Source organism: Aeromonas sp. sif2416 (genome assembly GCF_019218665.1).
GTDB lineage: Bacteria > Pseudomonadota > Gammaproteobacteria > Enterobacterales > Aeromonadaceae > Aeromonas > Aeromonas encheleia.
Genome location: NZ_JAHUXC010000002.1, coordinates 180,736 through 192,647, shown reverse-complemented (window position 1 = coordinate 192,647; position 11,912 = coordinate 180,736). Strand labels below are relative to the sequence as shown.

Here is an 11,912-nt window from a genome sequence, read left to right as displayed (position 1 = left end):
CTTTCCTAGCTTGCGATTTCCAGCCCCTCGCGGGACATTCCCTTAAATTCCGGCATGAGGGAGATCAGCTTGCGGCTGTATTCATGCTCGGCATTGGTAAAGAGTTTCTCGGTCTCGGCTACCTCCACCAGATGACCGTGCTGCATCACCCCGATGCGATCACACATCTGGCGAATGACCGGCAGGTCGTGGCTGATGAACAGCATGGTGAGCCCAAGCTCCTGTTGCAAATCCTTGAGCAGGTTGAGGATCTGGGCCTGCACCGAGACATCCAGCGCCGAGGTCGGCTCGTCGCAGATGAGGAAACGCGGCCGGGTCGCCAGGGCGCGGGCGATGGAGATGCGCTGGCGCTGGCCACCGGAGAACTCGTGGGGATACTTGACCCCGGCACCGCGGCCGAGGCCGACGTGATCGAGCAAGTCGCTCACTATCCCTTGGATCTGGCTCTCGCTGCTGGCGAGTTTATGGAAGCGAATGGGCTCTGCGATGATGTCACGCACCTTCATGCGCGGGTTCATCGAGGAGTAAGGGTTCTGGAACACCATCTGCATCTGGCGGCGCAACGGGCGGCGCTCATGCTCCCCTTTCAGGGCGGTGAGGTCGATCCCCTCGAACACTATCTTGCCGGTATCGGGCGGATAGAGGCCGGTGATGGCACGGGCTATGGTGGACTTGCCGGAGCCCGACTCCCCCACCAAACCGAAGGTTTCCCCCTCGAAGATCTCGAAGCTGATGTTGTTGCAGGCGCGCACATACTGGCGACGGCTCGGGAAGATGGAATTCTTGGTGACGAATCTCAGATCCACGTTCTCCACCCGCAGCAGCGCGCCTTCATAGCTGCGCTCGTCCTGGCTCTGGCCGAGCCAGTGGGTCTTGAGATCGATGCTGAGATCCGGCGCGCTGGCGTCTTCGATGTAGGAGACCAGCGGGAAGCGCACCAGCTTGACGTCGGAGCGGGGCACCGCCGAGATGAGGCTGCGGGTATAAGGGTGGCTGGGGCTACCCAGCACCTGTTCGGTGGTGCCGAACTCCACCAGATCGCCGCGATACATCACCGCCACCTTGTCGGTGACGTTGGAGACCACGCCCATGTCGTGGGTCACCAGCATGCAGCCCACCTGACGCTCCTTGCACAGGTTGCGGATGAGCTGCAGGATCTGGTCCTGAATGGAGACGTCCAACGCCGTGGTCGGCTCATCGGCGATGATGAGCTCGGGATCCCCCGACAGGGCGATGGCGATGACTACCCGCTGGCGCATGCCACCGGAGAATTGATGAGGATACTGCTTGATGCGCACGTCCGGCTGCGGGATCCCGACCGCGCCCATCAGCTCAAGCGCCTTGGCAAAGGCGGCGTCGCGGGAGAGCTCGGTATTGGCCAGTATGGTCTCCACCAGCTGCTGCTCGACGGTGAACAGCGGGTTGAGGGAGGTCATGGGATCCTGGAAGATGAAGCCGATACGGGAGCCACGGATGGCCCGCATCTCGTTTTGGCTCTTGCCGGAGATGAGCTCGCCATTGAGGTAGATGTCACCCCGGGCGATGCGGCCGGGCGGGCTCAACAGATCGATGACGGCATTGCCGATGGTGGATTTGCCGGCACCTGATTCGCCGACCACTCCGACGATCTCTCCCTTTTCGACAGAGAAAGAGAGATCTTTGACCGCGGCCAGTACCCCATAGCGGGAGGGGTACTCGATCCGCAAGTTTTTCACTTCGAGCAAGGACATGGTTACCTCTGCGGGGGACATCCGTCCCAAATAATTCGTCCGTAAATCAGCCGCAGATGCTGGTTGTGCCTTGGGTACTTATCTTGAGTGCTTAGTGTGAGTAAGAAACGCTCAATCCATGAGGCAGCCAAACCAGCGATCCGGGCGGGTTTTTTGCATTTTTTTGGAATAACCCGCGAGTAAGTTAGTCGGTTTGCCCGCGGGTGTAAATGATCCAGTTATACAATTTCGCAATACTTTGCGCAGATAACACACTGACCATAGGCGTAAAATGTCGATATAAATCACATTACCAGAGATTGTGATGGCGATGCGAGCGATTGTCTTATTTAAATTTCAACAATGACGCAACAAGCAACCGTATCAACTATTCCACCTGGCCTGGCGAGGCTCGAATGAGTAGTGAATATTTATGTGAAATGATTTTTTAACGACAGCATATCTGGATGAAGGAAAAGTAAGCAGAGGTAAATAGGGGGAAAGCAGCATGTTCCGCCGCAGGGCCGATCGGCCCAAGGGACAGGAAGCGGCCATAATTGCATACAAAACAAGGGGGGCAAATCGGCCCGGCATGAAGCCGGGCCTGCACTCATCTGGTAGGGCGCTGACTCACAGGCACCAGAGTGCCAGCAGCTGCATGCACAGCAGGGCAAACAGGCCGGCGATCAGATCGTCCAGCATGATGCCGACGCCGCCGTGAATGCGGCGATCGAACCAGGAGATGGGCCAGGGCTTGAGCACATCGAACAGCCGGAACAGCACGAAGCCGGCCAGTACCCATTCCCAACCGGCGGGGGCCGCTATCATGGTCACCCCGAAACCTATCACCTCGTCCCAGACGATGGCGCCGTGATCCGGCATGCCGATGGCGTCGGTGGCCCCCTGACAGAGCCAGATCCCCACCACGAAGCCCACCGCCAGCAGGGCGATGAACCAGGGGGTGGAGAGCCCGCTCACCAGCAGGTAGAGCGGTATGGCCACCAGCGTCCCCATGGTGCCCGGCGCCCTGGGTGACAGACCGGCACCGAACCCCACCGCCAGCAGGTGGCGGGGATTCTTCAGGTTCAGCTTCTTCAGCTCGGGTTTTATCATGCGAAGTGATCCCAGCCTTTGAGGTGAAGCTCGACCGGCAGCTCGCCCCGCACGTAGTCGATGCCCGGCTCGCCCGCCAGGATGCGGCCGATGCGGGTGAACTTGACGCCACAGTTGGCGAGCGCCGTGTCCAGCACGCCGCGATGATCCTCCGGCACTGTGAAGCAGAGCTCGTAGTCATCACCGCCGGCCAGCGCCAGTTGCCAGGCGTCCCGCTCGGGCACCGCATCCTGCAGCACCGGCGAGAGCGGCAGCAGGCCGAGATCGATCTGCGCCCGCACCCCGGAGGCCTTGAGGATGTGGCCGAGATCCGAGGCCAGGCCGTCGGAGAGATCCAGCGCACTGTTCGCCAGCCCGCGCAGCGCCTGCCCCGCCAGGATGCGGGGATGGGGATGATCGAGGCGCGGCAGCACCGCGGCCAGCTGGTTCTCGTTGAGCGCCCGCTTGCCGAGCAGGTGGGACAGCGCCAGGGCGGCATCCCCCAGGGTACCGGTGACATAGATGCCGTCGCCGGCCTTGGCACCGCTGCGCAGCAGCGCCCGCCCGGTCGGCACGGATCCCTTCACCGAGACGGTGATGGAGAGCGGCCCGCGGGTCATGTCCCCGCCCACCAGCGCCACGTTGTAGTATTCGGCGAGCTCGAGGAAACCCTCGGCGAAGCCGGCGACCCAGGCCTCGTTGATGGCAGGCAGGGTCAGCGCCATGGAGACCCAGCGCGGCTCGGCGCCCATGGCGGCGAGATCGGACAGATTGACCGCCAGCGCCTTGTAGCCGAGATCCACCGGATCCATGTCGGGAAAGAAATGCACGCCGCTGACCAGGGTATCTGTGCTCACCGCCAGCTGGGTATCGGCGGGCAGGGTCAGCAGGGCGCAGTCATCTCCAGGGCCCATCACCACATCCTTGCGGGCGTGGGGGACCTTGAAGTACTTCTCAATCAGCTCAAATTCACCCATACAGTAAAAAGCCAGCGGTTAGGCTGGCTCCTCTCTTAATGCTGATGGACGGCAGGATCAACGCTTGCTCAGCGTCTTGATCACCTTGTCCAGTACACCGTTGACAAACTTGTGGCTGTCATCGGCAGCAAAGGCTTTGGCTAGCTCGATCGCTTCGTTGATCACCACACGGGGCGGCACATCATCACGACGGGTCAGCTCGTAGGTCGCCAGACGCAGGATCGCCTTGTCCACCATGTCCACTTCTTCCAGCGGACGGGAGAGGAAAGGTGAGAACACCTTGTCCAGCTCGTTGCAGTGAACGGCTACCCCGAACAGCAGATCGCGGAAATAGCTCAGGTCCACACCCTTGGTGTCCTGATCGATCTTGAACTGCTCTTCGATGTCGCCCACGTTGGCCTTGGTCATCTGCCACTGGTAGATGGCCTGGGTGGCGCAATGGCGGGCTTTACGGCGCTCGGACGGTTTCAATGTATTTATTCCTCAAGCTGTTTCAGGACGTTGATCATTTCGAGCGCGCTCAGTGCAGCCTCTGCACCCTTGTTACCCGCCTTGGTACCGGCGCGCTCGATGGCTTGTTCAATGTTTTCGGTGGTCAGCACACCGAAGGCAACCGGAATCTCATATTCCATCATTACCTGGGCCATGCCCTTGCTGCTCTCGCTTGCCACCAGCTCGAAGTGGTAGGTACCACCGCGGATGACGGTGCCCAGCGCGATGATGGCATCGTATTGACCACTCTTGGCCAGCTTCTTGATAGCCAAGGGAATTTCGACGGCACCCGGCACTCGTACCAGGGTCAGATTGCTGTCCTGGACCTGGCCTTGACGCTTCAGTACATCCACCGCACCATCCACCAGGCTTTCATTGATGAAGCTGTTGAAACGGGCAACGACAATAGCAACACGCGCCTCGGGAGCGGCGATATTTCCTTCGATAATCTTCATTGGAAATCCTGTCTCTGTGCAATCAAAAAGGGCCGGAGTCAAAAGTGCGCACATTCTAGCACAACAGACCCACGACAAAAACCATGCCCGCACGAGGCGAGCATGGTTTGGCGATTCATGCGGCCGCCACGTTGATCCGCCAGGGGAGCGCATGGCATGCCCCGGGCGGGCACGGCAGCCGCCTCCTCCTCCGTCCGGCGCTTATTCGCCGACGTACTCCACCACTTCCAGGCCGAAGCCGCCGAGGGCGTGATATTTCTTGGGGGAGCTCAGCAGCCGCATCTTGCCGACGCCGAGCGCCTTGAGGATCTGGGAGCCCACGCCGACCCGGCGCGAGGTGCCCTGCCACTTGGCCCCTTCCGGTTGCAACCCCTTGTCGGCGGCCTCGAAGGCCTTGACCCGGGCCAGCAGCTCATCACCCTGGGCTTCCGCCCCCAGGATCACCAGCACGCCGCCCTCCTCGGCGATGCGCGCCATGGACTTGGGCAAGGGCCAGCTGCGGGCGCTGTGACGGTCGGTCAGCAGCAGATCGCTCAGCACGTCGTGCAGGTGGACCCGCACCAGGGTCGGGGTATCGGCCTGGATATGCCCCTTCTTCAGGGCGAAGTGCACCTGGTTGTCAATGGTGTCGCGGAAGGTGATGAGGTCGAATTCGCCATGCTCGGTGGGCAGCTTGCACTCGGCCACCTGCTCGACCGTGGTCTCGTGCTGGTTGCGGTACTCAATGAGGTCGGCGATGGTGCCGAGCCGGATGCCGTGCTGCTCGGCAAACACTTCCAGATCCGGGCGACGGGCCATGGTGCCGTCTTCGTTGAGGATCTCGACGATGACGGAGGCCGCCTCATGGCCCGCCAGCCGGGCCAGATCGCAACCCGCCTCGGTGTGACCGGCGCGGGTCAGCACGCCACCATCCTGCGCCATCAGCGGGAAGATGTGGCCAGGCTGTACCAGATCGGCGGCCTTGGCGTTTGGGGCCACCGCAGCCTGCACGGTCACGGCACGGTCGGCGGCGGAGATACCGGTGGTCACCCCCTCGGCGGCCTCTATGGTCACGGTGAAGGCGGTAGAGAACTGGGCGTTGTTGCGATCAACCATCAGCGGCAGCGCCAGCTGCTTGCAGCGATCCCGGGTCAGGGTCAGGCAGATCAACCCACGGCCGTAACGGGCCATGAAGTTGATGTCTTCCGGCCGGACACAGGAGGCGGCCATGATGAGGTCCCCTTCATTCTCCCTGTCTTCGTCATCCATCAGGATCACCATCTTGCCAGCCTTGATATCGGCAATGATTTCCTGGGTTGTGCTCAGCGCCATGGGCTACTCCATCAACATGCTTCGGGGATTGAGCCTGCGGGCTCGACTTGATACTGCGTCATTCTGTCCTAGATGGGGGCGCTGGCCCCCATTTCAACCGGGGCGGGATCACAGAAATCCCTTTTCGTTGCCCGCCACCGCCTCACAGGAAGCCGGATTGCGCCAGCTTCTCCAGGGTCAGGCTAGAGCCGCCGCTCTCCTGCGCCTTGCCCTGCATCAGTCGCTCCAGATAACGGGCTATCTGATCCACCTCGAGGTTCACGCGATGGCCCGGCTTCCAGCGGGCTATGGTGGTCTCCTGGGCGGTGTGAGGCACTATGGTGAGGCGGAACAGGTTGCCCTGCACCGCATTGACCGTGAGGCTGATGCCATCCACCGCGATCGAGCCCTTCTCGGCGATGTAGCGGGAGAGCTCCGCCGGCGCAGCTATCCAATACTCGATGGCGCGGCCGCTGCTGGACTTGCTCTTCACCTCCCCCACCCCGTCCACGTGACCGGAGACCAGGTGGCCGCCGAGGCGGGAGGTCGGCATCAGCGCCTTCTCCAGGTTGACGGGATCGCCTACCTTGGCCGCGGCGAAGCCGGTGCGGGACAGGGTCTCCAGGGAGACATCGGCGGTGTAGCTCTTGTCCCCCAGGCTCACCACCGTCAGGCAGACGCCGTTGGTGGCGATGGAGTCGCCAAGTTTTATGTCGCTGAAGTCCAGGCCAGGGGCCTGCACTGTGAGGGCCATGTCCTCCCCCTGGCGGCGCAAGGCGGCCAGGGTGCCCATCGCTTCGATAATGCCGGTAAACATGCAGATCACCTTGATGATGACGGGGCCCAATCAGCCCCGGCTAAGCGTTGAAGAGTCAGACCACCCGGGCCGTGATGCGGATATCCTGCCCCACCAGCCGCACATCCTTGATGTTGAGCTTGGGTGCCTGGAACAGGCGGGTCAACTCGGGCAGATGGAACAGGCCGCGCCCCTCATCCCCCAGCAGCTTGGGGGCCTGATAGAGCACCAGCTCATCCACCAGCCCCTTGCCCAACAGGGCGCCGCACAGCCGCGGCCCCGCCTCCACCAACACTGAGTTGATGTTCTGCTTGGCCAGCAGCATGAACAGGCTGACCAGATCAAGCTTGCCATCCAGCAGCGGCAGCTCCAGCTGCTGCACCCAGTCGGGCCAGTCACCGCCGACCTTGTGACGGGCCAACAGCACGGGCCCCGTGGTCTTGAACAGCGGCAAGTCAGGGGTCAAGCGGTTCTGGGAGTCGATGATGACCCGCAGCGGCTGGCGCAGGGCCTCCTTGGGATAGACCGCCTTGACGGAGGCGGGCAGCTCGTCCCAACGCACGTTGAGGGAGGCGCCGTCGGTCAGCACCGTCTCGGCACTGGAGAGCACGGCGTCGTGGCGGGCCCGCAGGCGCTGCACGTCGGCGCGGGCCAGGGGGCCGGTTATCCACTGGCTCTCGCCGCTTGCCATGGCAGTGCGGCCATCCAGGCTCGCGCCCAGCTTGACCGTCACCTGCGGGAAGGCGGTGCGCATCCGCTTGAAGAAGCCCGGGTTGAGCGCCTCGGCCTCGGCGCTGAGCAGGCCGAAGTCGGCCTTGATGCCGGCCTCCGACAGCATGCGCAGGCCACGGCCCCCCACCTGGGGATTGGGATCCACCATGGCGGCGACCACCCGGGTCACCCCGGCCTTGATCAGCGCCTCGGCGCAGGGCGGGGTGCGACCATGATGGGAACAGGGTTCCAGGGTCACGTAGGCGGTGGCGCCGCGAGCCTCTTCACCGGCGGCATGCAGCGCATAGACCTCGGCGTGGGGTTCGCCGGCACGCTGGTGCCAGCCCTCCCCGACCACCACCCCGGCCTTCACCAGCACGGCGCCGACGCAGGGGTTGGGGGCCGTGGTGTAACGACCACGGCGGGCCAGTTCGAGGGCCCGACTCATCCATTGGTAATCATCTTGACTAAACATCTGGGCTCCCGTTCAAAGCGAGAAAATGGGCGTTGTAGGTTCGATTGGCGCAGCGCAATCGGACGTTGGGGAAGCTTATTTCTCCAGCTTGGCGATCTCTTCGCCAAATTCGCGGATATCTTCGAAGCTGCGATAGACGGAGGCGAAGCGGATGTAGGCCACCTTGTCGAGGGTCTTGAGCTCGTCCATCACCAGGTTACCCACCAGCTGGGAGGCCACCTCCCGCTCACCGGTGGCGCGCAGGCGGGACTTGATGTGATTGACCCCCTTCTCGATGGCTTCCATGCTCACCGGGCGTTTTTCCAGTGCCCGCAAGATGCCGCCCCGCAGCTTGTCTTCGTTGAAGGGCTCGCGAGAACCATTGGACTTGATGATGCGCGGCATCACCAGCTCGGCCATCTCGAAGGTGGTGAACCGCTCGTGGCAGAGCAAACACTCGCGGCGACGGCGCACCTGATGGCCTTCTGCCACCAGACGGGAATCGATCACCTTGGTATCAACGGCGCTACAGAAAGGGCAATGCATCGGACCTCCGGCGCAAACTCATGGCAAGTAAAGGGTCACCTGCCACTAGGGTCAGGATCTTGGTCAGCCAGTGTAACACGGCCACCCAAAACCGGTAAAAGCCCAGAAAAAACAATGCCACCCGAGGGGTGGCATCGGGCTCGCTACGGCGGCGCCAATCAGTCGTCATAGGGCAGGGAGTCGGGGTCGCAATCCACATAGTCTGGAACGGGGTCTTGCCCAAACTGTACGGCATCGATATGGGTGTGACCCTGCATCAAGGCCTTGCTCACCCTGTGCATGCCATCCATGACCCGTCCCGCACTGTCCAGGATGATGGGATAGACGAGATCGGCGGCCAGCATCAGCTGACAGTGCTCTATTATGCTGCGCACCGTGGGCCTCACGCTCCCATGTCCGTACCAGTGCACGCTGTCCAGTTCCGCAATCTGCGAGAGGGGGACAGGGCGCACTGGCAGCTCACGGCTGAGCCTCACCAGCCTGCGCACGTCCCACGCCAGCAGGCCCTCAGGCGCGGGGCGAAAGTGGTACTGGGCACGGATGGAGAGGATCGACTCCTCATCGGTGGCATGGGACATGGGGCCTCCTCTGTCTGCCTATGACGCTCGGCCCATGGCGGCACCGAGACCCAAAAAACAATGCCACCCGAGGGTGGCATTGGTCTCACATCGGCACAACCGACTTATCAGGCATAGACCGGGAAGCGGCGGCAGATGTCCAGCACCTGCTCACGCACGTTGGCCAGCACTTCGTCGTTGGCAGGGTTGTCCAGCACGTCACAGATCCAGCCAGCCAGCTGCTTGCTCTCGGCTTCCTTGAAACCGCGGCGGGTGATGGCCGGGGTCCCCAGGCGCACGCCGGAGGTCACGAAGGGGGAGCGCGGATCGTTGGGCACCGAGTTCTTGTTGACGGTAATGTTGGCCTTGCCGAGGGCCGCATCGGCCTCTTTGCCGGTCAGCTCGCGGCCGATCAGATCCACCAGCATGAGGTGGTTGTCGGTACCGCCGGAGACGATCTTGTAACCGCGGGCCAGGAACACCTCGACCATGGCCTTGGCGTTCTTGACGACCTGAGCCTGGTAGGTCTTGAATTCCGGCTCAAGCGCTTCCTTGAACGCCACGGCCTTGCCGGCGATGACATGCATCAGCGGGCCGCCCTGGCCGCCCGGGAAGACGGCGGAGTTCAGCTTCTTGTACAGATCTTCGTCATCGGCGGCGGAGAGGATCAGACCACCACGGGGACCGGCCAGGGTCTTGTGGGTGGTGGAGGTGACCACGTGGGCGTGGGGCACCGGGTTCGGGTAGACGCCGGCGGCGATCAGACCCGCCACGTGGGCCATGTCGACGAACAGCCAGGCACCGATCTTGTCGGCGATTTCGCGCATGCGCGCCCAGTCGACCACACCGGAGTAAGCGGAGAAGCCACCGATCATCATCTTAGGCTTGTGCTCGACTGCCAGACGCTCCATCTCCTCGTAGTCGATCTTGCCGGACTCATCGATGCCGTAGGGAATGATGTTGTACAGCTTGCCGGAGAAGTTCACCGGGGAACCGTGAGTCAGGTGACCGCCGTGGGCCAGGTTCATCCCCAGCACGGTGTCGCCCGGCTGCAGCAGGGCCATGTAGACGGCGCTGTTGGCCTGGGAGCCGGAGTGCGGCTGCACGTTGGCATAAGTGGCACCAAACAGTTCCTTGGCGCGTTCGATGGCCAGGGTCTCAACCACATCGACGTACTCGCAACCACCGTAGTAGCGCTTGGCCGGATAGCCTTCGGCGTACTTGTTGGTCAGCTGGGAGCCTTGGGCTTCCATGACGCGGGGGCTGGTGTAGTTCTCAGACGCGATCAGCTCGATATGTTCTTCCTGACGACGGGTTTCGTCTGTGATGGCCTGCCACAGCTCGGGATCGTAGCCGGCGATGGTCATGTCACGTTTCAACATCCGTTTATCTCCTGAAAATCGTTTGCGCGATAGATGAAGTGGGCCCGCGCATTGTAACCGGAGCGGGATCAAAGAGACAGTCCGACCACCCAAAAAAATGTTGAATCCATGTTATAAAATGCAAAGTAATTTAGGTCGGCGACGCCATTTTCCCTGCCAGCCCGTCGTGCCACTCCCCCACCTCAGCCGCAAATTGTGGCGCTGGCGCCCCCGTTTCAGACCCGCTCGTCTCCAGTTTTACGAAGTGTTCGGCAAACAACACCAGCGCGATCAACTGCCGGACCTCGGCTGGCCGAGCAGGGCCAGATCGGTATCCAGCCCCCCTGAGCGAACCCGGCGACGCCCGCTCCGATGGCGGCTTCCGCCCCGTCTAGCGGGTCGGCACGGCGGCGGGCGCTCCCTGAGTCAAAATCCGAAGCGGATCACAACCAGGGCAGACCCGCTCTTGTAACATATTCATTCGAATCGAATTTTGATTGAATACTGGGCACACCGACACGGGGAACATCGCGATGGATCATTTGCTGACCTTCATCATCCTGGTTGCTTTCTTTCTGTTCTACTGGGTCTACTACACCCATCAACGCAAGCGCGTCCCGAGCACCCACTGGGAGGAGCTGCCCACCCGGGCCCAATACCTGGCGGCCCATCCGGACGCGGTGGACGGCAAGATAGTGTTCTGCTGCCACTGCGGTCACCACAAGCAGCTGGAGGTCGGTCTGGTCCATCTGGCCGACTTTCGGCGCGAGTGGGCCTGCGCCAAGTGCAAGCGGGTCCTGTTTCGCGCGAAGGACGACTAACATGGCCTGAGCCACCAACCCAATACGAGGAAGAGAGATGAGGATGCTACACGCCAGTTGCCTGTGCGGGGCCGTCGGCCTGAGCCTGCCGGATCGATTCGACTACATGGGCAACTGCCATTGCAGCGAGTGCCGCAAGTTTTCGGGGTCGGATTACGCCTCGGTCGGCGGGCTGGACGGGGACAAGGTGACCATAGTGCGGGGAGCCGAGGCCATAGCGCGCTTCCAGAAGTCGGCGGAGACCTCCCTCGCCTTCTGCCGCCACTGCGGCTCCAGCCTGTTCAGCCAGAAGCACAGCAGCGGCAAGATCAACCTGCGGCTCGGCGTGCTCGATGATGTGCCGAGCCAGCAACCGGCCTTTCACATCTTCGTCGGCTCCAAGGCGCCCTGGCACCAGATCGGAGACGACTGCCCGCAGTTCGAGAGCCGGCCACCGGCCTGATCCCGTCTGCGCTTCGATGTTCTGGGACAAGCGCCCTGGTGGCCCAGACCACCAGGGCCCACACCAGGCTATCGAGCAATTCCAGGGCCAGGCGCCGGCAGTCCCCCACCAGTATCGGCGCACCGGCATCGATCCCATGTTCCCGGCACTGTGAGCGGTACCGGTCAAAACCGCCCCTTGAGTTTCCTTTATTTTTAAAGTCGTTAGAA

At 62.2% G+C, this 11,912-nt stretch carries 13 protein-coding genes; 2 read left to right on the top strand and 11 right to left on the bottom strand.

The features are described from left to right. Nucleotides 1-5: 5 nt before the first annotated feature. From KW821_RS04220 to glyA, 11 genes are all read right to left on the bottom strand, one after another. Nucleotides 6-1,730: an ABC transporter ATP-binding protein gene (locus KW821_RS04220; RefSeq protein WP_218290547.1), complete on the bottom strand. Its 1,725-nt coding sequence runs from the start codon at nucleotides 1,728-1,730 to the stop codon at nucleotides 6-8. Nucleotides 1,731-2,339: 609 nt separating this feature from the next. After that, nucleotides 2,340-2,822, bottom strand: coding sequence for a phosphatidylglycerophosphatase A (locus tag KW821_RS04215; RefSeq protein ID WP_042652806.1), 483 nt, complete (start codon nucleotides 2,820-2,822; stop codon nucleotides 2,340-2,342). Continuing rightward, nucleotides 2,819-3,778, bottom strand: a complete 960-nt coding sequence (thiL, locus tag KW821_RS04210) for a thiamine-phosphate kinase (protein WP_042652807.1) — start codon at nucleotides 3,776-3,778, stop codon at nucleotides 2,819-2,821. The genes KW821_RS04215 and thiL overlap by 4 nt, the downstream gene beginning before the upstream one ends. Before the next feature lie 57 nt (nucleotides 3,779-3,835). Further along, nucleotides 3,836-4,249, bottom strand: a complete 414-nt coding sequence (gene nusB / locus KW821_RS04205; RefSeq protein WP_042652808.1) for a transcription antitermination factor NusB — start codon at nucleotides 4,247-4,249, stop codon at nucleotides 3,836-3,838. Between the two features lie 5 nt (nucleotides 4,250-4,254). Continuing rightward, a complete protein-coding gene (gene ribE, locus KW821_RS04200; protein ID WP_042652809.1) occupies nucleotides 4,255-4,725 on the bottom strand; it encodes a 6,7-dimethyl-8-ribityllumazine synthase in 471 nt (156 codons plus the stop codon). A gap of 201 nt (nucleotides 4,726-4,926) precedes the next feature. Next, nucleotides 4,927-6,036 (bottom strand): bifunctional 3,4-dihydroxy-2-butanone-4-phosphate synthase/GTP cyclohydrolase II, encoded by a 1,110-nt coding sequence (gene ribBA / locus KW821_RS04195; protein ID WP_218290546.1) that lies wholly within the window; start codon nucleotides 6,034-6,036, stop codon nucleotides 4,927-4,929. 142 nt (nucleotides 6,037-6,178) lie between these two features. Further along, nucleotides 6,179-6,832, bottom strand: coding sequence for a riboflavin synthase (locus KW821_RS04190; protein ID WP_218290545.1), 654 nt, complete (start codon nucleotides 6,830-6,832; stop codon nucleotides 6,179-6,181). Nucleotides 6,833-6,887: 55 nt separating this feature from the next. Next, nucleotides 6,888-7,997, bottom strand: coding sequence for a bifunctional diaminohydroxyphosphoribosylaminopyrimidine deaminase/5-amino-6-(5-phosphoribosylamino)uracil reductase RibD (ribD, locus tag KW821_RS04185; protein ID WP_042652811.1), 1,110 nt, complete (start codon nucleotides 7,995-7,997; stop codon nucleotides 6,888-6,890). Nucleotides 7,998-8,072: 75 nt separating this feature from the next. After that, the gene (nrdR, locus tag KW821_RS04180) at nucleotides 8,073-8,522 is read right to left on the bottom strand and encodes a transcriptional regulator NrdR (protein WP_042652812.1); all 450 of its coding nucleotides are present in this window, start codon (nucleotides 8,520-8,522) and stop codon (nucleotides 8,073-8,075) included. A 158-nt stretch (nucleotides 8,523-8,680) separates the two neighbouring features. Then, complete coding sequence (locus KW821_RS04175; RefSeq protein WP_218290544.1) at nucleotides 8,681-9,100, bottom strand: hypothetical protein; 420 nt, start codon at nucleotides 9,098-9,100, stop codon at nucleotides 8,681-8,683. 107 nt (nucleotides 9,101-9,207) lie between these two features. Continuing rightward, nucleotides 9,208-10,461, bottom strand: a complete 1,254-nt coding sequence (glyA, locus tag KW821_RS04170) for a serine hydroxymethyltransferase (RefSeq protein WP_042652815.1) — start codon at nucleotides 10,459-10,461, stop codon at nucleotides 9,208-9,210. Between the two features lie 512 nt (nucleotides 10,462-10,973). On the opposite strand from glyA, the gene KW821_RS04165 reads away from it, so the two are divergent. Continuing rightward, nucleotides 10,974-11,261, top strand: coding sequence for a hypothetical protein (locus KW821_RS04165; protein WP_042652816.1), 288 nt, complete (start codon nucleotides 10,974-10,976; stop codon nucleotides 11,259-11,261). Nucleotides 11,262-11,298: 37 nt separating this feature from the next. Then, nucleotides 11,299-11,703 carry a GFA family protein gene (locus KW821_RS04160; RefSeq protein WP_042652817.1) on the top strand — a complete coding sequence of 135 codons (405 nt, stop codon included), beginning with the start codon at nucleotides 11,299-11,301 and terminating at the stop codon, nucleotides 11,701-11,703. Nucleotides 11,704-11,912: the final 209 nt, after the last annotated feature.